Source organism: Spirochaetota bacterium (assembly GCA_038043445.1).
GTDB lineage: Bacteria > Spirochaetota > Brachyspiria > Brachyspirales > JACRPF01 > JBBTBY01.
In genome coordinates, this window is the sequence record JBBTBY010000123.1 from 1 (window position 1) to 23794 (window position 23794).

Sequence of the window (23794 nt, forward strand, 5' to 3'; positions counted from 1 at the left end):
TCTCATACGCGGAACGAATAGTCGCGATAAGCCGAGAGCAGATGCTCCGAACCGTCCCCGCCGGTTTCTCAATGGCTTGGGCTATCTCGGACGAAGTATACCCGTCTGAATAGAGCTGCAGTATATACCGATGGTCGATGGGGAGCGCATTGATGACCGCCTGTGCCGCCTGAAGGCCGGGATTATCGGCATACGATGACGGCGGAAGGTCGGAACTCCCGGTGTTATTGTCCGCAAGCATATCGATGCGGAGTATGTCGCTGCCGGAAGTGACCGGCTCGTCAAGCGATACGGTCGCCACTGCTTCCTCCGCCGCGGCAAGCCGCCGCAGATAGTCGTTGCGGGTATTGATGGCTATTACATATATCCAAAGCTTAAGGCTCCCGCGAGCGGGATCATATCGCTCTATCGCGCCTATGACCTTGGCCAGAACGTCACAGGACAATTCTTCGGCGTCGGACGTATCGTTCACCCATTGCCCGAAGAGATGGCGGATATAGCCGAAATACTTTTCCTGGAAGAGGCGATAGCAGCGCATATTATTCTGGCGTATCCCGGAGATGAGGATGATGTCGTCAGCCGGCACGGCCGGTATTGTGTTCGGGGTTCCCATATATCGATCCGTATAATTATCAGAAAATTATTGATCACAGTACGGCTCACAAATGACGAGGCGGGGCGGGAAGACGCGGTTGTAATTGACAGGAATTCGGCGGGTGGTATACTGGCATGTATGGGCGGTAAAAATGCAAAGTACTATCCCTTCAGGAAAAGAGAACATGAATTTAAATATCAGATTCTATATTAAAAAATATTGAAATAATATTTTTATTTATATAGTATGTTAATCAGAAAAGCCAATGGATTTTTCATAATTTTTTATAAGGATATGATTAATATGAGTAAAGTTGAGATTTAGAGTTTCTATGTTTTTAGAGAGGTTTGCTTTAAAATATAAGGAGGAGGCTTATTATGGTAATAGAAAATGTTAAATCATTTGAAGGCCAACATTGTGAAACGACAGCTACAGGAACTTTATTATATCAGCTTAATATTGAATTTTCAGAACCTATGCTTTTTGGTTTAGGCCAGGGTCTTAGTTTTATTTTTTGGAATATGAAAACTATGGATTTCCCTTTTATAGGAGGCCGTGTAAAACCAGATGTATTAACTGAAAATATTGCGAAAAACTTAAACTGCAAATTGATTGTTAACGAAACATCATCAAAACAAAAGGCGTGGGACAATGTAAAGGAACTTATAGACAAAGGTCAAATAACAGGTTTGAAACTGGATTCTTATTATCTTGAATATTTTTCTGAACCTATCCATTTTGCAGGACATTATGTTGCAATTTATGGTTATGATGATAAGTATGCTTTTTTAGTTGACACAAAACCAAACGGGTGTAAAGTTAAAACATCATTAAAAAGTTTATCCCTGGCAAGGTCTGAAAAAGGGCCGATGTCATCAAAAAATTTGTATTACACTTTACAAAAAACTGATAAAAATTTTGATTTAAATACAGCCATTATTGCTGCAATCAGAAATAATGCAAATGAATATCTCAATCCGCCAATTTCTAATATTTCCTATAAAGGGATTTTTAAAACAAGTTCTGAAATAATTAAATGGTTCAAACAAAGCAAAAATATTAAAAATGAGTTTAAAACTTCAGCCATGCTTATGGAAAAAGCAGGAACAGGCGGTGCTTTATTCAGGAATTTATACAGGGATTTTTTAAAAGAAAGTTATGAATTGATAAAGCTTGATAAAATAAAATCAGCACACCAGGCATTTGTTGAAATTGCCGGACTTTGGACTTCTGTTTCAGGTTTGTTCACTAAGGTCAGTCAGACAAAAAATATTCAATATATTCAGCAAGCATCTGATATTTTAAAAACAATATCAGCAAAAGAAAAAAGTGCAATGGAAATATTAGTGCAAATATAGCTGCCAATTTTTCTCATACAAAATGAATGATAATGAATTTAAGACTGGCCTTGCACGATTACGGGTACTTTTTAGTTTGACAAAGCAAAAAAGAATAGATATCTTTTAAATGAGGGTGGGGATTTCTGCAAAAATTCTGTACTTGAAATTAAGGATAAAATCTAATGCTGATAAAAAAAATCAAAATAGCTGTAGTTGGCACTTTTCCACCCAGAGAATGCGGAATAGGCACAATTAGCTCGATATATCGTAAAGCCGCATTTCTCAATTGAAGCGATGGAATACGTACCGGAGACAAAGAAGGTTCTGTATCACGGGACGATGAATAAAGGGAAGCGGCGGAACTTTGAGATATTCGAACGTGCGCCAAGGATGGCGCAGCTGGCGGCGGCCATGGATGGCCAGAGCCGCCACGGCGAATGATTTTCTTGCTGCTGTAACTTCCCACATCCCGAAATATAGACAACGGTATTTAAATTATTATGGCGAGTACTCGAGCCGCGCGAGGGCAAAAGAGAAAGAGTACGACGAGATGCCGCGGGAAGGTGCGTCCGTAGAGCAGCGTGAATATCGTAAGCGATGGGCGATGCTGATCCGAAAAGTGTACGAAGTTGATCCTCTCAAATGTCCTAAGTGCGGGAAGGAGATGCATATTGTCGAATACGTGCGCGAGGCGTATGCTTTCCTGTACAAGCAATGGCTCGTTTCCATTAATGCTTGGTACGAGGAGCCGAAGCGAGCACCGCCAGAACAGCCCGTTTTGGCCTTAACATATCATCCGATATCGGATGAAGCACACTATGAAGATGAATTCACTTCGGCGGGGCTCAGTGCAAGTGCCGATGCGTAACAGCAAACGGCAAAAGAGTGGTGTTGCCGCCGGAAATTAAATATCGGTGAATTCGGACGAAGAACCACGGATCGACGTTGGTAGGCGATGCGACACCGCTGGGACAGAGTTGGATTTGACAGGGATTTTGAGAAAAAAGCAGGAGAAGAAGGGGAGTACCACGATGAACCGGATTAACCGGATTTCATTGCCGATGTAATCTTGCTCATCCTGTTCATCCTGGTGACTCTGCTCTTCCGATGTTATCGGTTCTGAATATCTGGCCCGAAGTGAATTGCACATGCGCTTTGGTCCTTGTTGTCGCGGGAAAGAATATGTTGCTGAAAAGCGGTGAAAACGCGTGCGAGGCATCGGAAACGGTTGGATAGACATCGCGGAGGTAGGGTGGTGTATGCTAGAATGGGGTGACACGCGGTTGGAATTGACAGGAATTCGGCGGGTGGTATACTGGCATGTATGGGCGGTAAAAATGCAAAGTACTATCCCTTTTAAAACGGTTGGCAGACGGATACCGGCGGCAGATTTCATCACAACGGTCAAATTCCTTGAGACAGTAGTGGCGCTGCGCGGGACAAAACCGTTCATCCCCAAGGGAGTATACCGGTTCAAAACACACGAGGAGGCCCAGTCATGGTCCGAAAGGATGATGACACGCCCATCGGACGGTAAATCCGCACAGTAGCCCGGACGATACGCAAAGAACGCACACCCCTCCGTTGCTATCCTATCAGCACAGCAGTAAGATAGCTGATAAGGAGCTTGCCAATGAACTCGATATTCAGTACAGGGAATGCGTTCACCCCCGCAGGGAAGATGACCACTCGGTCTTCACGTGTAAGCGACGCGAGCCGGTTTTCCATCGGCTTTGAATGCCTCGACCGGAAGATGTTCGACGACAGGAAGATGTACCCGAACCTCGCGAACCTCGGTGTGAAATGGGCGCGCGTGCAGACGGGATGGTCTCAGTGCGAGAAAGAAAAAGGCGTTTTCGATTTCGCCTGGCTCGATGCCATCGTCGATACGCTTCTTTCCATCGGCATTCAGCCGTGGTTCAACTGTACCTACGGCAATCAGCTCTATACCCCGGAAGCGACGCATCAAACCGCCATCGGATGGACGCCGATGTACAAAGCCGAGGCCGCGGAAGGATGGGTGCGTTTCGTTGCACGGTTAGCGAAGCATTATAAAGGCCGCGTAACGCATTTTGAGATATGGAATGAACCGGACCTCAACGGGCATGCGCATTTCTGGCGGCCGTATACACGCGACCCGTTCAAGTATACCGAGCTCGTGAAGATAAGCGCTGCATCGATACGGAAAGCGAACCCCCAGGCATTCATCATCGGCGGGGCGTTCGCGCACGGCCTCGATACGTATGTCGAAGACTGCCTCAATTGCGGCATCGCGGACGTTTCCGACGCGATAACCTATCATTTCTACGGAAAGAACCCGGACGAGAAGTACGAGGACTATGCGAAGAAAGTGCGCGAGACGGTACACCGCCGGAGATCGATACCCGTATGGCAGGGCGAATCGGGCGTGCCGTCGGGTATGCAGACAGAACAGGCCATGGCTGGTATTCCGTGGACGGAGGAGGCGCAGGCGAAATGGCTGCTCCGCCGGTCGCTCCTGGATGTGATAAATAATACGCCGTTCATATCGTATTTCCACGCGGCGGATTTCTCGCATTACATCACCGATCGTTTCGTGGAGCATACGTATTATTACGGCGTGATGCGCGCGGACGGATCGATGAAGCCGTCGTTTCAGGCGTATCAGTCCATCTGCAGCTTGTTCGGTGACGCGACAAAGTACCGGGGGCATGAAGGCGGGTATCTGTTCGATGCGAACGGCGATATCAAAGGCGTCCCGGTGCATGCGTTCTTCCGCAATGGAAAAGGCTTGACCGTGTTCTGGAAGGGGGTCGATCTTCTTGAGCCGTATGCGCCGCCCAACGTATCGATACGCATACCGCATGAGCATGCGACGGGAATGACGGACCCGGTCATCATCGACACGATAACGCAGGAGGTGTTCCGTATCACGAAAAAAGAGAAGCGGGAGCGCGAGTGGGTGTTCTCGGACATTCCGCTCATCGATTATCCGATCATCATCACCGACGCAACGACCGTACTGTAACGGAGTTAACCATGAAAGTCACCGGCTTAAAAACATTCATCTGCGACGTGTACCGCACCAATTGGGTGCTCGTGAAGGTGATGACCGATGAAGGGATATACGGCGTGGGCGAGGCCACCCTCGAACACCGTGAGCTTGCCGTTGAAGCGGCGGTGCGTGAGCTTGAGCGATACCTTGTAGGAAAGGACCCGCACAATATCGAGGCGTTCTGGGCTGAGGCATATCGCGATTCGTACTGGCGCAACGGGCCTGTGCTCATGACAGCGCTCTCCGGCGTTGAGATGGCGCTTTGGGATATCAAGGGCAAAGCACTCGGCGTGCCGGTGTATCAGCTTCTCGGCGGAAAGGTGCGCGACGAAGTGCCCTGCTATGCGAATGCGTGGTTCGCCGGCTCGAAGACGCCCGCGGATTTTGCCGCGAAGGCGAAGGAAACGGTTAAGCTCGGATACAAAGGGCTTAAGTGGGATCCGTTCGGCAAAGCGTATCTCTCGCTTACGGCGGAAGAATTCAATACTGCTGTCGAGTGCGTCGAAGCGGTGCGCGATGCTGCCGGCAAGAACGTTTTTCTCATGATAGAAGGTCATGGACGGCTCGATATACCCACTGCGGTGCGCGTGGGGCATGCGCTGGAGAAATTCGATATTTACTGGTTCGAGGAGCCGATACCGCCGGGCGATCTCAAGGGGCTTGCCGAAGTGAAGCGGCGCATCAATATTCCGGTCGCTGCCGGCGAGCGTCTCTTCGGGCGCTGGGAGTACCGCGATTTCTTTGAGCTTGAATGTGCCGATTTTGCACAGCCGGATCTCTCGCACGCGGGCGGCATCATGGAGATGAAGAAGATCGCAGCGATGGCGGAATGTCACTATATACCGTTCTGTCCGCATAATCCCATCGGCGCGGTGACGAATGCGGCAACGCTTCAGCTCGCGGCCTGCGTGACGAATTTCCATCTGCTTGAAACAATGTCCAACGATGTCCCGTACCGTAGCGCGCTTACGACGGAGAAGATACAATTCGAGAACGGCATGATGAAGATACCCGATGCGCCGGGGCTGGGCATCGATATCAACGAAGAGGAACTTGCAAAACACCCGTATACACCGCATAATCTCAGGCACTTCAACGGCGATCTTACGATGATACGTCCGAAAGATGCCGGCGGTTGGACGAAATAGGAATTTCGATTACAGACGTTTATGGAGTGGAAAAATGCAGATCGATAACAGGAAAGCAGTTCCGATAATTCTATTGGTTATCCTGAATTGCGTGGCAAGTCTTTTACTCTACGCCGGGGAAACACCCCTGATCCATATCGATTTTGAAGACTTGTCTGGGAGATCAAGTTTGATCGATTTGGGTCGAAACAAAACAGGAATACATGACGGTGGATTCAACTACTCGCCCAATCTACCCCCCGGTCATCGGGAAGGTTTCAGCCTTGAGCTGAGTAAATCAGAATCGATTTCCTATCCATCTGTTCGCGAAACGCTTTCCAACTTCACCGTGATGTGCTGGGTATTTCCGATAGAACGAGGCGAATGGACTCGACCATTGGGAAATGTAATGCCCGATGTGAGTGCAGGTTTCGCCATCAGCATGGGTCCGAAAATGTCATTTCGATTTGGCTTTGCGCAAAAAAGTAATGGAAGCAGTATAAAAAACTGTTCTGTTCAGTTTGCCGATGAGAGCATCCCGGTAGGCGTGTGGTCTCATTTGGCGGTGGTGTATCTGGCGGGGAGTGAGATCAAAGGGTTTGTCAACGGCAAGGAAATGAGCGCTGTCAGTAAATACCCGTCGAAAAACTGGGGGGCGATAGTCACTTCGTCAGCAAAATTTTCACTCAATGGCGGTAACAAGAAAAGTGCACTTCGAATGGACGGCGTTTATTTGTTCACGAACGCACTTTCAGTTGAACAAATTGGCGATTGGGCGGAGCATCCGGATACATCGTACTTGACGAACAGTAAGTTAATGGATACCGTGCTGAAAGACGAAAGTGAATACATCATCGGAAACACGGGGGGCAAAACCGACTCGCAGGAGACTGCAACCGGAGCCCTCGGGCTCAGCATCGACTGCACCAAGTCCTTGGGGAAAGTTAACCCTGCCGTAATGGGAACTTGCTTGAGACCGCAGAGAGTCACAAGCTACGAGACAGTGCGATTTAATGATGTGGGTGATTTTCAATCGTCGGGCTATGGGTTGATACAATCGTTCAGCGCGAATGGCGTGAATAGATTGGCGCCGATTTTCAAGAACACGTCAACTCGTTTGTGGATGCAAACGATGCCCAACGAAACAGTCCTTTGGGAAATGCAGGCGCCCCTCATCAAAGCAATGTATCCCGCTAAATATTTTGTTCTTAATAACACCGCTCAAGGCAGCTATAAAAATAAAGTTGCGTACCGCTCCGAATCCGACAACACCTTAGTGGGAACGGCTCAACCCAAGGTGTATGCCGGCGGAGCATTGACTGCATGGTTGCGACTGAAGGAAATCCTCGGGACGGAAATTTTTGAGATGTATTACGAAATTTGGAATGAACCGCAATTCCCGGGAAATGGCACATGGGATCCGGTTTCCTTTGCAGCCTATACGAAAGATGCGGCTCGGCACGTGCGATCGATCGGAAAGAAAATAAAAATCGCGGCATCGCTCAATCTTGGGGATGCAGTATGGAACGATCAACTGCTCCAGAGAATACAGCCTGAGGAAATCGATTGTGTTGTAAACCACAATTACGGCTCATCGTGGATCAATATCTCGAAGGATACCGGCGAAACCTATTTCGCCCGTATGGGTGAAATTGCCAAGCAATATGCGTTGATCGGAAACAATCTGGAGCTTACCGCCAAATACGGTCGCGGAAACTGGGAATATGCAATAACCGAATGGAATATTCATCCGGAAGGATACAAGGGGCTTTTTCCCGCCAATGGTGACATGGCAGCAGCCTTGTATCACGGAATGATGCTCAATCTCTTTCTTGAAAAGAAAGTAAGCGCGGCGCAGCAATTTCAACTGCAGGGAACGACGCATTTCGGGCTCATCCGCGATGCCGATGCGTTGGCGCCCTTCCCCGCATTCTTCGTATACGATTTTTATACGCGCTATCTCAAGGGTTCGCTGGTACATACCGTTGTGCAGTCCCCGACGTTCCCCTGGCGCACCGCTCCCGTTGAAGGAAAACCCGATACGAAGGTGTATGACGAAAAGGTACAGGCACTTCGTGCCGTCGCTTCCCGGACGACGACCCACCTCAACGTCATCCTGATAAATCTGCTTCCCAAGACCGACGTCCGGATACCGATCACCTTGACCGGCGCGGTCCCCCACGGGACGATCATTTCGGAGGAATTGAATGGATGGGATCTCGGGGGACTGTCATCCACTGCGGAAGAGATCATCTCGAAGGTCTATGAAACGAATGAAGCCGTTGCATCCTGCTATGATGGCAAAGAGCTGACACTGTCCGTCCGCCGCCACGGACTGAAGGCTTTTCGAATACCGATAAAGACCGCGGAACGATGAGCCCGATGGCTCCGGACTCTTGGGACTGGGAAGAGCACGCGCAGCAAGAACGATCAAAGGAGCGATCATGAACAAGCATGTTGAAAGTCTACTTCCGAAAGGAAAGAAGTGGAAGCTCGTGTGGCACGACGAATTCGAGGGCCCCACGCTCGATGAAAGCAAATGGAGCTATCGTCTCCATCTCATGCATAAGCGGCATGAGACATTCTCCGACGGCGGGGTGATCTTCGACGGAAAAAGCAACATCCTTCTTCCGCTCATCAAGGACGGTGATAATTTCCGCTCGCCGCATCTGCAAACGGGAGCCAATTTCATGGACATGCCGGAAGAGGCATACGGGAAATCGATGTACAAGTGGCCTATCGGGAAATTTCAGGAGCAGAAGTTCCTCCATAAATATGGATATTACGAATGCCGCTGCAAGCTCCAGACAGAGCCCGGCTGGTGGTCGGCGTTCTGGCTGCAGTCGCCTATCATCGGTGCTGCTCCGGATGCGAATTTCTCGGGTGTAGAAGTCGATATCATGGAGAATTTCGCCCGCGACGGCATCGTCTATCACAACAATCACTGGGACGGCTATGGTGCCGACCACAAGCAGGCGGCTTCGGGGAAACGATCGCTTACGGAAACACCCGATGGCTTTCACGTTTTCGGACTTGACTGGAGCCCGGACGGATACACGTATTACATCGACGGCGAAAAGTCGTGGTTCGTCGAGGGACCGGTTTCTGACCGCGAGCAGTTCGTTTTGATCTCCACCGAGTGTAACGGATACCGCAACAGTGATTCACCGAGCGATGAACTGAAACAAGCGAAACTTCCTGACTATTTTATTGTTGATCATGTGCGTGTATTCGATCTCGTAGAGTAAAAGGAACGGTAATGGACAGCACACTTCCAACAGAAAAACAGATCGACTTCCAGAACTGGGAATTCGGCATATTCATCCACTTCGGCATTCGCACGTTCTACGAGGGCTGGAAGGACATGGACAAACGCCCGATGGAAGCCGTGAAGTTCGATCCCTCCGCGCTCGATTGCCGCCAGTGGGTGAAGACTGCGCACGATGCCGGTGCACGGTACATGGTGTTCACCGCGAAACATCATGATGGGTTCGCCAATTGGCCGTCGAAGTACACGAAGTTCTCCGTTGCGTCATCGCCGTGGAAGAACGGGAAAGGCGATGTGCTCCGCGAGTACACCGATGCCTGCCGTGAATTCGGCATACACCCCGGACTGTACTATTCCCCATATGATCACACATCTCCCGTGTATAACGATCCGAAAGCATATGATGATTATTTCATCGATCAGATATCGGAAATACTCACCGGCTACGGAGACATCGATATGCTCTGGCTTGACGGCTGCGGCAGCGAGAAGCACACCTACGACTGGAAGCGCATCATCGGCGAGATACGCCGCATGCAGAGGGGGATACGCATCTTCAGTCTCGGTGATCCGGATTATCGCTGGGTGGGCAATGAGGATGGGCTTGCGCCATGGCCGTGCGAAAGCGTCGTCGACCGCGCACCGACATCGATATTGTCGAATATCGAAGAGAGGACGGGGAAACGATATCTCCCCGCCGAATGCGATGTGACGATGCGAGAGCGCAACTGGTTCTACAGCGATGCCGATGAGCATACGGTGAAATCGCTCGATGAACTTATAGGAATGTATTACTATTCCGTCGGGAGAAATGCGAATCTCCTTCTCAACATCGGTCCCGACCGCCGCGGGCGTCTGCCGGACAAGGATGCATCGCGTCTCCTGGAATTCGGTGCCGAGATAAAGCGGCGATTCGCTTCTCCGACAGCATCTATCGCGGATTGTTCGGTCACCGGAACGCGTGTCGAGTATAAGCGTTCGGATACCGTGCTCATCGATCACGTCGTTCTCGGCGAGGATATTCCCCAAGGCGAGCAGGTGAAGCGATTCTCCATTCGCGTCATGCCGCCGAAGACGGACCGCGAAGAGAAGATGATAACCGTATACGAAGGAAAGAATATCGGACATAAGGCGATTTGCCGTTTCCCAGCGGTCAGGACCAGACGCATCATCATCGATATCCATGAGGCGGACGGTGATGTTCATGTGGTACGCTGCGATATCATAGGAAGCTCGGGGGAGAGGACATGAATATGCATGCAATAACCATTGACACATCACGCAGCATCGGAGCGATGGCGCATCCCGAACGGCTCTGGAACACGTCGATGCGCGTCGCCCCGTCGAAGGACATTATCGGGAAGGCGGTCTCGCTTTACGGGAAGCCGCGTATCGTGCGCGCCTGGGTCGTTCTCAACGAATACTGGGACTATCGCGACGATTCGTATCATCCCGACCATATTATCGGGGCTGACCGGCATACGGATGATGCGGCCATGTTCAGGTATGACCGCACGGTCACGCGTCCGTCGTCGGTGAGTTTCAGGGAGTATTTCGATGCGGTATCGTCGAATGCCGAAGAGGTGCTTCTCTGTATACGGCGCTATGAGCGCGAGGTCATGCGCGGTATCATCAGCGAGGAGAAGTACGAAGCGGTGCTCACAAAGGTGCTTCTTGAACTGAAGGAACGCTACTCGAACATACGCTGGCTTGAAGTGCTCAATGAAAGTGAATCATCGATATTCGGCGGGCTTGATGCGGATACGTATTATCGTTTCTATCGGATGTATTATCGCGCCGTTGCTGCCGTCAACGCGAGAAAACTCCCCGGCCCCGAGCTCGGCATCGGCGGACCGATAAGCGCTACCGATTATCTTGAGCGCGTATATTCTTTTCTGAAGCGCTACGCCGCGGACACCGACACCAGCAAGCGCCTTGACTTCATCTGTCACCACGACTATACAAGTTCGCATCGCCCGGTACGCATCGGGGAGCTGCGCGAATGCATCGACGGCTGGCTTGCGGAATTCGGCCTCCCGCAGACGCTGCCTGTTTTTATTTCGGAGATAGGCATTCATGAAGCGCTTGGAAAGGATAATCTCCGCTATGCTGCGGGGGTGATGACGGTGCTGCAGGAGGCATATCGCCACCGCTTCATTCCCATGCCATGGTGCCTTCACCACGATATTAAACTGCAGCTCGGTGCGACCATGCTCCTCGCCGACGGGCGCCCGACACCCTACGGCAATGCCATGGCCATGTGCGCGCTCCACGGCGATGAAGAACTTGCGGTCGCCATCACCGGGAATACCGACCCCTGCGGTCTCGGCGTCCGCGCATGGGCATCGCGTTCGAAGGACGGCGGCATAGCGCTTACGGTGTGGCATTACGGCGGTATTTGGCACGAGATACCGGCGGTCGCGGTGCGCATCGCCGTTCCCGGGAATTTTCACATGCGTCATTATCGTATCGATGCGGATGCGGGCAATTGTCTTACGCATCCGGAAAAGAACGGTCTTGCATGCATCGATGAGCGCACGGTCACGGCGAATTCATATCTGGAGCTGCCGTTCCCGCGCGATGCATTGTCATCGTTCGTCTTCCGCAACGTCTGATAGTTCACACGCGTTCCTTTTATCACAAGGGCTCGACGGTATTATCCCCGCCGGCGTTATGCTCGTATGCTGTCCCCGCTGGCCATGGATATATCTGCAGCGGGGATGGATTTTTCTGTTCGAGCATGTTCACAAAATAATCCCCGAAATGTTATTGACAGTGTACCGCGGTCAGGTACAATCACGGCAATACGTATTTCGGAGGACAGCATGGTTCGTCGATCGATCCTGGCATCGTTGTGCATTATCGCCGCGGCAGCCCTTGTGTCAGCACAGGGTGAAGCGCCGGTCAATCTGCTTAAAAAATGGAATTTATATGGATCGTCGAACGCGACGGTCATGCAGCCCGACGGTGTCATCGTGTGCGAATGCGCGGCGGAAAAGGACAGTTCCGGTGTGAACCAGCGTGTCGTTCTCGATCAGGCAGAAGTACGGACCATCATCTTCTCCGGCGAGAGCAAAGCGCAAGATGCAACCGGCGACAGCGGCAACAATTACTGCCTCTATATCGATGTTACGCACACCGATGGCACGCGGACATACGGTGTTGTTGCGCCTTTCAAAACAGGTACACATGATTGGGAGACGGCATCCGCAAAATATACCCCGGAGAAACCGGTGAAGCACCTTGATTGTTACCTGCTGTTCCGGAAAAAGACCGGCAAGGTCTGGTTCCGTAACGCATCGCTCGTTCAGCAGTAGCCGTACCGTACCGGCCGCACGGCCGACGATCATTGTATTGAGGAGCTTCTATGCCGAGGGTCGATGCTTTGTTCGGTTCTTTCCGCACTGCCGTCACTTTTGCCTTCGCCGCGGCAACACTATCGGCCGTTCCGGCCGAATGGAAGGATATCCCGTTCGTTGAAACTGCTCCTGCCGTAGCGCCGGACGCCGAGGAACGCGCGCGCGGTTTCGTGCTCTTCACACGGCCAATCACCGAGCCCGTCTATCGCGAGACGAGGCCGCTCGCCGATGAGCGGCTGACGGTTTTTTCGGTCATGGCGGCGCAGGGCGAATATGAGACCGTCATTCTCGGCATCCATCCGCTCAAGGCGGTGTCCGGTATCTCGGTGAGCGTATCGCCGCTTGCGGGGCCGACAACGATCCCTTCTTCTGCGGTCGATGCGCGCATGGTGAAGTATGAAGAGATGCGTTACCCAATGTATACGACGAAAGGGACATATCGCCGGGTGCCGGAGCTCCTGTATCCGTTCGCGGCCATCGATGCGAGCGAGGGCGTTACTGAGCAGGTGTGGATAACGATCGCCATACCGCAAACGGCTGCCCCCGGAGTGTATACCGCACAGGTGAACGTCGCTGCGGAAGGCGGCGTTTCGGTATCGATACCGCTCAGGGTGCGCGTGCTCGCCTTCGCGCTGCGTTCCGACCCGGCGAAATTCTACAGCACGTACAGCTACGATATACACTTTCGCGCCCGCAATTCGCTCGCGGCGATCGATCCGGCGCTTACCAATAAAGAAGGGCTCGACCGCATCGCGCTTGATGACTTTCGGACGATGATAGCATACGGGATGAATATCCCGTCCACCGGCTGGTACTCCTACGATACCAAGACCAGCGGTTTTTACTATCGCGGCGTCGAGACGTTCGACATACTCCGCCGTGCGGGTTTCACCAATATCCCGTTCTATTTTGCCATCATCGGCAACGGGATAGCAGGGCTCTATCAGAAATATACGGGCTCATGGATTCCGGGACATGCCCTCGTGACGAATATGCCGCCCGATGCCTTCTTCGATGAGGTCACCGAGAAGGTGAAGAAGATAGAGGCCGAGCGCATCGCGAGCAATTGGCCGCCGTTCTACTACAATCCCCTCGACGAGGTGGATGCCGCCGCTACCGAATTCGGCGTGCGTGTCCATGCCGCGGTGAAGAAGGCGGGCGTGCGAACGTATGCGACGAAGGACCCGAAGTCGCCCGACGCCCCCGCGTATCGTGATGTCGTCGATCTCTGGTGCGCGCAGACATATTCGGTGCCGTATGAGGAAGTGCGCGCGACGCCGAATAAACGGTTCTGGACATATCCCAATCACAATGCCGGTGAGATCAAGATACGCGAGGCCATGTTCAAGGGCGGACGATTGACCTATGGCTACGGATTCTGGAAAAGCGGTTACGAGGGCATCGTTCCCTGGATATGGCATTGGGACGTAGAAGACCCGGCCAATTATCTCGACGGCAATTATGCCGACACCGGACCGAAGATAGCCCGCGACGGCGCTATACTCCCCGCGACGTACTGGGTGTGCTTCCGCGAGGGCGCCGATGATGCGCGCTACATCTATACGCTCGCTGAGGCGATAGCGTTCCATGAGAAGGAGAAAGACCCGTCATGCGCGGCGCTCGTGAAAGAAGGGAAAGCGTTCCTCAAGAAGATATGGGACGGCACTCCGCGCGTTGAGAAATATCTCGGAACGGAACGCTTCTGCACCGCCGATTTTTTTGGGTACCGCCTCAATATGGCGCGGCTTATCACATCGCTCTCGAAATTCCCCTCCGCTCCGGTAAAATTCTTTTCCGAGCCGAACGAGACGAAAAGCCCGGTATTCACCGCGCCGTCAGCGTTCGAGATCGCCGCGAAGCAGGGCCTCCTCGAAACGTATGATCTCGGTGATGATGATTTTTCAATGTGGGTGAACCTCATCAAAGAGGGCGTCATGGAAGTAGCGGATGATATCGTACACGCGGGCAAAAAGTCCCTGCGATGGACGGTGACCATAGACCACATCAATGACGGCGGCGAGGGCGGCAAATACCCGAAGGGCTGGCCGCGGATGAAGATCAATCTGCCGACGCCGATAGACCTCAACGAGTACGACTACTTCTCAATGTGGTTCCGCGTGGATTCCAACCGCGATGAGGTCGCCGACGACCGTACGCCGTTCAGCATGGACCTCTACACCGCCTCGGGAAAATATCAGAAGTATCACATCGTCAATGAGACCGAGCAGCGCATTTGGCGGCGAATACTCATACCCGTGAGCGAATTCGCAACCCTTGTGCTCGGTACGCAGAACCTCAAAGTATTGAACGGCATACAGTTATGGGTGAATGAATCGGAATATGCCCACGGCACGCGCCTCGTGTTCCACCTCGATGAGGTATCCTTCGTGCGCTTCAAGGAACCGGTCATTGACTTTGCGGATATTCCCGGATACGCCGCTGCCGGTGATACCGTCCCGGTTATCTATTCCCTTCTCGGGGAGGCATCGGTGAAGCAGGGTGAGTGCCGTGTGCGTGCGTCCCTTCTCGACGCTGCCAAAGCGATGGTGGTTTTTGCAGAGCAGGACCTCAAAGCGTATCGCCGCCTCGCGCTCCCGCTGACGTCGGTGCAGACGGGACCGCATCGCGTATCGCTCGAGATACTGAGGGGTTCGCGCGTCGTCTCATCCGTGACGTCCGATATGGCGATAATAGCAGGGCCGTTCGGGAGATGATGGCCGCACATATTGATTCATTTCGCCCGTGCGATATAATGGCGCGTCATTGCCAACGTAAGGATACGATATGTCCGATCCATGCCCCGCCCCGGTCCTTCGGGTATGTGCCTGTATTCTTCTAGCCGCTGCGCTCGCCCTGTCGACCGCCTGCAGCAAAGGGCCCGCGTCGGTATACGATTATCTCAATCGATTGCCGCTCAATGAGGGCGACAATATTACGACGCTCAAAGAGTATCGCTATTTCATGGACGCGCGGCGCGCGGCACGGGCGAACAACGGCCGAGAAGCGTTCAAGTTGTTCTATCGGCTGCTTGAGGATGTGCCCGATACCGATTATGAAGCGGAGGCGCTCTATTGGATCGCGCGGGCGATACCGGGCATTATCGCCGGCGAGAACGCCTTTGTTACGAATTTTTTCTCGCGTGAATTCGCGCATACGAAGCGCAAAGAGTCGCGGGAGCTCTACACGTCGCGTGTGATGCGCCGCTTCGGGATCATTGCCGGTACGAACGGCGTATCATGGAACGGCAATCCCTGGCTTTCACTGGTGGCCAATGAGGCGCTCTTCCCCGCCAAGGATTTCGCCTGTATCACCGCGTTCACGAACGGGCGTTCTCTGTTCACGAACGGCATGACAAACGTGCGCCATTTCATGAGCAATCTTACGCTGCTCCACACGCTCTCGAAGAAATTTCCCACCAGCATACTTCTTGAGCGACTCTACGCCGATGAATCGTTCCTCCCGGAGCCTGAGCGTCATGACGGCGTGCTCAACCAGTACGAACGTTCGGCCTGTATGCGCATGCGCAGGGATGTCGAACGGACGATAGACGACATGCGTGCCGAGACGAATTACCATGCTGTCGTTACGGCCGTGACCGTGCGTCTGCGTGACCGCATGGGAAGCGAATCCGTGTATATCCCCTCCGACCGCACCATCATGCTGCTCAATGATTATGATTTCGTCACGGTGCGCCGCATCGTGGAGAAGAAGCTCCACTATCTGCGTACGAACGAGGTCTGGGCGCTCATCGACGTCGATACGCCGTTCGGGACCGCACGCGGATGGACGTACCTGAAATACATGATGCCGATATCGAACGTGATACGGAGCGACCGTGAGCAGGCCGATTTCCGCAAGGCGCTCGCATTGTACAATGATCACGAGTGCATCGCCGCGGCTGAGGCGTTCTCGTCGTACCTGAAACGCTATCCGGAGGGATATCTCACTGACAAGGCCTGCTATCTCCTCTGGCAGGCGAATATGATGATCGGCTCGCTCGTGACGAGCAAGAACAACCCGTATTTCCGGTACGTACGGCGTTATCCGCTCTATTTCATTTACGATAAGAAGGGGGACATACTGCGCTCGTCCAATCTCCTTCACCACTTTCTCATGGGGACAATGACGAACAGCGAGTATCGTTTCAAGATAAACAACGACTACATCCTGGATTGACGGTGAAAAGGCCGTTAATTTGACAAATACCCCGTAAATGATATTATATAAGGTAAGGAGTTCGCGCTGTGGGAAAAGCGAATTGCTGCATCAATGGAGCGACATCGCCGCCGTTTTCAAGTATATTATCTCAGTGCGGTCATGTCCTTGCATGTAAAGGTTTTCATTCCCTTGCCTGTTCTCGTGCGGGAACTATTTCGGAGCATCTCAGTCTAACATCTAAAAAGAAGAAAACATCATGATGAAGCACGTTCGAGTATCGCCTGCTGCCTGCTATTCGGTGTTCACCACGAGCGCCGGCGCCGATGAATATCATATCGTCATCGGTCCGGAACCGGACTCGTTCGCGAAGGCGCTCACCGATGCGGTCGCCATCTACACCGATCTCATCAAGAGCATAGGTCTTTCGATGGATACGCAGGTGTTCACGAGGATACACACGGGCGATCTTTCCAATCAATTCGACTCGCTCCACCATTCGAAGCTCTACGACATCGCCGTCGACGGCGGGTATTCGTTCGTCGAGCAATCGCCGCTCAACGACCGACAGCTCACGTTCTTCGCCTACCACGTGAAGAACGCGAAGAAACCGCTCATGAAGACCTCGGTACGCGACAGCGGCAGGCGTCCGAGCAATCATGTATCGATAGCCGGCGAGCACTACACGCTTTTCTACGCGGCGAATTATCAGCGCCCAGCGCCGTTCACCTCCTACGATCAGACGAAGATGATATTCGAGGATTACGATTCCTTCCTCCACGAGCACGGGCAGACGCTTCTTGATAATGTGATACGTACGTGGATGTTCGTCCGCGATATCGGCAATCATTATCGCGGCATGGTGGATGCGCGGCGCGAGTATTTCAACGAACACGGTCTCACGAAATATTCGCGGTATCTTGCGAGCACCGGCATTGAGGGTAGAAGCCGCGAAAGCTGGGTGCTTGTCGATATGGACGCGCTGTCCTATGCCGGGATACGCGAAGAGCAGATCGTACGCATGGAGGCGCCGGAGAACATGTGTCCGACGCATGACTATAATGTCACCTTCGAACGCGGCGTGAAGGTGACGTTCGGCGACCGCGAACAGATGTTCATCTCCGGAACGGCGAGCATCGACAATAAGGGGGAGATACTGTTCCCCGCTGATGCACGCAAGCAGACGGAGCGTGCCGTGGAGAATATCCGCGCATTGCTCAAGCCCAACGGCTCTGACCTCGCGGACCTTGCCTACGCGATCGTGTATCTGCGCTGCCCTGCGGATGCGCGTGCCGTGCTTGGCGTGCTTGATGAGTTGTTCCCGAAGGACCTGCCGGTGGTCCGTGTCCATGCCCCGGTATGCCGCCCCGGATGGCTCGTTGAGATAGAGGGCGTTGCGATCCGCGACGCGAAGCATTCCGTGCCGGATTTCCTCTAGGAGGAAAAAGTGAAGAACGCTGTTCTCATCATCCTTTCCCTGATCGCGATATCGACGGCGCTCATGCCGCAGGGGAAGAAGACGGCGAGGAAGACCGAAACGGCGGCACGGTATACGCCGAAGATCTATAAGGACTTTGCCATAAAGAACCGCATTGACGAGCTCGTGCTTGCGAAGCTTGAAGAGAAGCGGATAAAGCCGGCGGAAGCGGTGAACGATGAAACGTTCCTCCGCCGCGTGTACCTCGATATTACGGGGACGATACCGCAGAGCACGGATGTGAGGAAATTCCTCGACTCCACGGATCAGCATCGCCGGGAAAAGGTCGTTGATGCATTGCTCGCAAGCGAAGAACACATCGATTATCTTACGATGAAATGGCTCGATCTTCTGCGGGTACGCTCGGAATTCCCCATCAATCTCTGGCCCAATGCCGTACAGGCGTATCATCGCTGGATACGCGAAGCGGTGGTGAGCAATATGGCATATGACCGTTTCGCGCGCGAACTCATAACCGCGAGCGGCGTGAATTTCCGCGACCCGCCGGTGAATTTCTACCGTGCCATCCCGCGTAAGGAACCGCTCGTCATCGCACAGGCGGTGGCGCTCACGTTCCTTGGTGCGCGAACGGACAAGTGGCCGAAGGATGAAGCCCTCGGTTTCGCGGCGTTCTTTTCCAAGCTCGCCTATAAGTCGACCATGGAATGGAAGGAAGAGATCATATATTACGATCCTGACAAAAAACCGCTCATGGGAACGAACGGTGTCCCCGTACAGCCGCTGCTCCCCGACGGAACGAAGATTGCCTATGACATGGCGCTCGATCCGCGCATGCAGTTCGCGGATTGGCTCATCACCCCGGAAAACCCCTGGTTTGCCAAGGCCATCGTCAACCGCGTATGGTATTGGTATCTGGGGCGCGGCATCATACACGAGCCCGATGATATCAGGGATGACAATCCGCCGGCGAATGCAGAACTCCTTGCCTGGCTGGAGAAGGATTTTATCGCGCATAAGTACGATATGAAATATCTCATACGGCAGATCCTGAACTCGGGAACGTATCAGCTTGCTTCGAAACCCGCGGAGAACACGCCGACCAATGACATCTATTTTTCCCGCTATTACATCCGCCGGATCGATGCGGAGGTGATCATCGATGCGCTCTGCAGGATAACCGGTACGACGGAATCGTATTCGAGCCCGGTGCCGGAGCCGTTCACCTACATCCCTGAGGATCAGACATCGGTACGGCTTAATGACGGCAGTATTACGAGCTCCTTCCTCGAAATGTTCGGCCGCCCGTCGCGCGATTCCGGCGCGGAGATGGAGCGCAATAACAGGCCGTCCGCCGCGCAGGAGCTGCATCTGTTGAACTCAAGCCATGTACAGGATAAGCTTCGCCGCAGCACAACGCTTCGCCGTGTGCTCACCCAGGCGCGAACGCCGGAGAAGCAGGTCGAAGAGCTCTATCTTTCCATACTTTCCCGTTTCCCGACGGCGGAGGAAAAGGAGATAGCGCTCGAACATATGAAAGCAAATGCACGGAATAATGACGGCATCGGCGATATCGCATGGGCGTTGGTGAACGCAAGTGAGTTCATTCTCAAGCATTAGGCCGTAACGGCCGGGAGGCGTGTATGAAGACACTGCAGAAGTACAAAGAGTACGGTAATGTCACCCGCAGACAGATGCTTCGTATGATGGGGGCGGGAGCATTGGGTGCTGTCGGCGCATCGCTTACCGGAGGAAAGCTTTTCGGTCAGCAGCCGAAGGCGAAGGCGAAATCGGTCATACAGATATGGATGTGGGGAGGACCGGCGCATGTCGATACGTTCGATCCGAAACCGGACGCCGGATACGATATATGCGGGCCTTTCAACAAGGCTATTCCGACGAATGTTCCGGGGATACAGTTCGGTGAATTCATACCCAAACTCGCACAGCGTGCCGATAAGCTGGCGGTCATTCGGAGCCTCACGCATAAGAACAACGGACATGAAACCGCGTCGTACATGGTGCAGACCGGGCGTATGCCGGGCGGTTCGCTGGTATTCCCCTGTACGGGTGCGGTGACCGCGCTGAAGAAGGGTTACGATGCCGGCTACAAAGGGCTCATACCGCCGTATATTGTATTGACGCGGCTGCAGGGGCGTTTTTCCGAGGCCGGCTTCCTCGGGCAGCGGTATAAGCCGTTCGCCACCGGCGGAAATCCGAATGATGCGCGCTTTACCGTTGAGGGTGTCGTGTCGCGCGATCTGACAACGGAGCGGCAGCAGAGCCGCCGGGAACTTCTCGGCAAGCTCGATACGTTCGGAAAGAATCTCGCAGGTCTTCCCGAGATAACGCATGTCAACAACTGCGAGAACGAGGCGTGGGAGCTTATCCTCGGTTCGGCCGGGAAGGTATTCGATCTCAATCAGGAGTCCAAAGATCTTCGCGATAAGTACGGCATGAACACGTTCGGTCAATCCTGTCTTGCGGCGCGGCGGCTTGTCGAGATCGGCGTGCCGTATATCACCATCAATTATGAGGGATGGGACACGCATAAGCAGCATTTTCAGATAATGCGGACGAAGCTTCCGCAGATGGATAATGCCATGTCGGCGCTCCTCGATGACCTTTCGCAGCGCGGTCTTCTTGACAGCACGATAGTGTGGTGGGGCGGCGAATTCGGCCGCACACCGCGTGTGCAGTGGGAAGCCCCCTGGAACGGCGGGCGCAATCACTTCGGCAATGTGTTCTCATCCGTGGTCGCCGGCGGCGGGTTCAAGGGCGGGCAGGTGATCGGTTCCACGGACGCGACCGGCGAGGAAGTGCGCGATCGCCCGGTATATCCGTGGGATTTCATCGGTACGATGTATTCGCAGCTCGGCATTGACCCGGAGGGGACGATGATGCACCCCTCAGGATACGATGTCCGCATCACGCCGGGTCCCGAGGAAAAACTCCCTTCCGGCGGCAGGTTGACGGAGATCGTCTGACGGTATAGTATAGCGCATGATCATTCTTTCGATGAGTACACAGTACGTCAGGGCGTGTGCAGTGAAGTCGCTCGTCGTATGTATCATGGCGTTCGGTGCCGTGCTGACGCTCATGGCTCAGGACCGCCCGCATGTGGGTTTTGTGTATCCCGCGGGGGCCATGCAGGGAACGAACGTTACCGTCGTTATCGGCGGGCAATTCCTCGAGAACATCACCAATGTGTATATCACCGGGCAGCATGTCAGCGGTGTGAAGGTCAACTTTACCCGCGACATCGATCCCTTCGCGCTCGGGCAGCTCTATAACAGCAAGAATGTGCTCGAGGGTACGCTTAATATATTCAGGACGATAACGACGAACCGCAGCGGCACGAACGTGAGCTACATCACCAATGTGACGACGAACGATGCGTACAATATCCGTTCGGAAACGAAGACGAACATCATCGAGACGAACGGCATCATCGAGACGAATTTCACGGTAACGCTCATCAGCAATCTCATGGGCACCAATCAGCGCGCCCAGCTCATTCGCCAGCTCGAGCGTACCGAGCAGCTCATCTCGTACTCCATGCGTCCGCCTGACGATCGCGACATGATGATGTACATGCGTGATATTCAGCGCAAGAAGCAGCCCAATGCACAGCTTACCGACCGTGTGCATGTATCGATAACCGTAGACCCCGAGGCGGTCGTCGGGAAACGGGAGATACGCCTTGCCACTGCGCGGGGGTTCTCGGAACCGATAGTTTTTTATATCGGGAATATCCCCGAGGTCTATGAGCGTGAGCCCAATCAACTCGCACGGCCGAATTCGGTGGACTCGCTCCCCGCCGTGTTCAACGGACAGGTCATGCCCGGCGAGACCGACTGCTTCAAATTCAGTGCGCGCAAAGGACAGAACCTTGTGTTCGTCGTACAGGCGCGTTCGCTCATACCCTATCTTGCCGACGCCGTGCCCGGATGGTTCCAGTCCGTCATTACCCTCTATACCGCCGCCGGGAAAGAGGTCGCGTACGAGGACGATTATCTCGGCAGCCCCGACCCGGTGATGTCCTATACGGTGCCTGAGGACGGTGACTATGTCATCGAGATACGTGATTCGATTTATCGCGGGAGGGAGGATTTCGTATTCCGCATCCTTGCCGGCGAGATGCCCTTCGCGGCAATGAGCTATCCCTTGGGCGGCCCCGCGTATGGAACGACGAAGGTGGAGCTCAAAGGGGTCAATATCGCCAATGCGGATTCGTTCATTGAACCGCGTATGTATGAGCCGGGCATTGTGACCGTACCCCCGCCGGAGGGCGGTGTCCCGATACCGACGCTGTTCTTCGCCGACAATATGCCGGAGGTGTTCGAGAAGGAAGGGAACAACAGCGCGGTCGTGGCGCAGCAGATACGGCTCCCGTCCGTCATCAACGGGCGCATCGATCCCCCCGGCGACATCGACAGTTATGTTTTTACCGGCAGGGAAGGGGAGCGGATCATCGCCGAGGTGTATGCGCGCAGGCTCAATTCGCCGCTCGATTCAGCTTTGCGGCTTGCGGACAGCAAAGGGGCGGTGCTCCAGACGAACGACGACTACGTCGATAAGACGATGGGCATGGTGACGCATCATGCCGATTCGTATATCAATTTCATATTGCCGAGGAACGGTGCCTATACGCTGACGCTCAGGGATGTGCAGGGGAAAGGCGGCGATTTCCATGCCTATCGGCTGCGTGTAAGCCCGCCGCGCCCCGACTTCAAGCTGCGTGTGTCGCCCTCGGCGATAAGCATTCCCCGCGGCGGCATCATGCCGCTTTCGCTCTTCGTGCAGCGTATCGACGGGTTCACGAATGACATCGTCCTTTCCCTTGATGATGCGCCGAACGGATACACGCTTTCCGGGGGCACGCTCCGCGGCACGAGCGATACGCTGCCGGTGACCTTGAACGCGGCCTATGATGTGCCGACGAACACCATGCCGCTTAAGATAATCGGTACATCGGTGTATGACGGGCTGCCGGTCAAGCGCACGGCGCTTCCCTGCGAGGATATGATGCAGGCGTTCTTCTTTCGGCATCTCATCGTATCCGATGATTTCATCGTGCTTACGCTCCCGGACCGTGCCCGCACGCAGCTCTCGATAGATATCGGCAGCAACAATATCGCGGCGCAGATCTCAGCGAACAAGGAGACGATGCTGCCGATAAAATATCCGCCGGTTGCCCGCGGTCAGCGCGTAGCGTACACACCTATCGAACTTGCGCTCGATAATCCGCCCAAGGGCTTCCTTACGATACGTACGACGCCCATATCGCCGACGAACGATACCTATGTCGTGGTAAAGACGGATGCATCGGTCAAACCCGGCCAACGCGGCAATCTCATCTTCGTCGCGTACACGCCGTGGGAACGACGCGGTACGAACGGCGTGCTTCTCTCGAGCGGCCGTACGTTCTACTGTAACCTTCCCGCGATCGCGTACGAGGTTCGCTGAGCGCGCTGGCGG

The 23794-nt window shown here is 53.7% G+C and carries 16 protein-coding genes; 15 read left to right on the forward strand and 1 reads right to left on the reverse strand.

Going from position 1 to position 23794, the window contains the following annotated elements:
• On the reverse strand, window positions 1-613 hold a 613-nt coding region (locus tag AABZ39_16515), incomplete at its 3' end, for an RNA polymerase sigma factor (protein MEK6796382.1).
• Between the two features lie 359 nt (window positions 614-972).
• On the opposite strand from AABZ39_16515, the gene AABZ39_16520 reads away from it, so the two are divergent.
• From AABZ39_16520 to AABZ39_16590, 15 genes are all read left to right on the forward strand, one after another.
• Window positions 973-1953, forward strand: coding sequence for a BtrH N-terminal domain-containing protein (locus AABZ39_16520; protein MEK6796383.1), 981 nt, complete (start codon window positions 973-975; stop codon window positions 1951-1953).
• Window positions 1954-2350: 397 nt separating this feature from the next.
• On the forward strand, window positions 2351-2803 hold the full coding sequence (locus tag AABZ39_16525) for a hypothetical protein (protein MEK6796384.1): 453 nt from the start codon (window positions 2351-2353) through the stop codon (window positions 2801-2803).
• A 765-nt stretch (window positions 2804-3568) separates the two neighbouring features.
• Window positions 3569-4942 carry a cellulase family glycosylhydrolase gene (locus AABZ39_16530; protein ID MEK6796385.1) on the forward strand — a complete coding sequence of 458 codons (1374 nt, stop codon included), beginning with the start codon at window positions 3569-3571 and terminating at the stop codon, window positions 4940-4942.
• A gap of 11 nt (window positions 4943-4953) precedes the next feature.
• Window positions 4954-6117, forward strand: a complete 1164-nt coding sequence (dgoD, locus tag AABZ39_16535; GenBank protein ID MEK6796386.1) for a galactonate dehydratase — start codon at window positions 4954-4956, stop codon at window positions 6115-6117.
• A gap of 34 nt (window positions 6118-6151) precedes the next feature.
• A complete protein-coding gene (locus AABZ39_16540) occupies window positions 6152-8473 on the forward strand; it encodes a LamG-like jellyroll fold domain-containing protein (protein ID MEK6796387.1) in 2322 nt (773 codons plus the stop codon).
• Between the two features lie 67 nt (window positions 8474-8540).
• Window positions 8541-9344, forward strand: a complete 804-nt coding sequence (locus AABZ39_16545) for a glycoside hydrolase family 16 protein (GenBank protein ID MEK6796388.1) — start codon at window positions 8541-8543, stop codon at window positions 9342-9344.
• An 11-nt stretch (window positions 9345-9355) separates the two neighbouring features.
• Window positions 9356-10615 (forward strand): alpha-L-fucosidase, encoded by a 1260-nt coding sequence (locus AABZ39_16550; protein MEK6796389.1) that lies wholly within the window; start codon window positions 9356-9358, stop codon window positions 10613-10615.
• Window positions 10612-11979 carry a hypothetical protein gene (locus tag AABZ39_16555; GenBank protein MEK6796390.1) on the forward strand — a complete coding sequence of 456 codons (1368 nt, stop codon included), beginning with the start codon at window positions 10612-10614 and terminating at the stop codon, window positions 11977-11979. The genes AABZ39_16550 and AABZ39_16555 overlap by 4 nt, the downstream gene beginning before the upstream one ends.
• 210 nt (window positions 11980-12189) lie before the next feature.
• Entirely contained in the window at window positions 12190-12681 is a 492-nt protein-coding gene (locus AABZ39_16560; protein ID MEK6796391.1) for a hypothetical protein, read from the forward strand.
• 50 nt (window positions 12682-12731) lie between these two features.
• Window positions 12732-15437 carry a hypothetical protein gene (locus AABZ39_16565; GenBank protein MEK6796392.1) on the forward strand — a complete coding sequence of 902 codons (2706 nt, stop codon included), beginning with the start codon at window positions 12732-12734 and terminating at the stop codon, window positions 15435-15437.
• Between the two features lie 70 nt (window positions 15438-15507).
• Entirely contained in the window at window positions 15508-16899 is a 1392-nt protein-coding gene (locus AABZ39_16570; GenBank protein MEK6796393.1) for a hypothetical protein, read from the forward strand.
• 238 nt (window positions 16900-17137) lie between these two features.
• Window positions 17138-18316 carry a Rid family hydrolase gene (locus AABZ39_16575; GenBank protein ID MEK6796394.1) on the forward strand — a complete coding sequence of 393 codons (1179 nt, stop codon included), beginning with the start codon at window positions 17138-17140 and terminating at the stop codon, window positions 18314-18316.
• A 9-nt stretch (window positions 18317-18325) separates the two neighbouring features.
• On the forward strand, window positions 18326-19933 hold the full coding sequence (locus tag AABZ39_16580) for a DUF1553 domain-containing protein (GenBank protein MEK6796395.1): 1608 nt from the start codon (window positions 18326-18328) through the stop codon (window positions 19931-19933).
• A 23-nt stretch (window positions 19934-19956) separates the two neighbouring features.
• Window positions 19957-21300 carry a DUF1501 domain-containing protein gene (locus AABZ39_16585; protein MEK6796396.1) on the forward strand — a complete coding sequence of 448 codons (1344 nt, stop codon included), beginning with the start codon at window positions 19957-19959 and terminating at the stop codon, window positions 21298-21300.
• Window positions 21301-21361: 61 nt separating this feature from the next.
• Window positions 21362-23782, forward strand: a complete 2421-nt coding sequence (locus AABZ39_16590) for a hypothetical protein (GenBank protein ID MEK6796397.1) — start codon at window positions 21362-21364, stop codon at window positions 23780-23782.
• Window positions 23783-23794 lie beyond the last annotated feature (12 nt).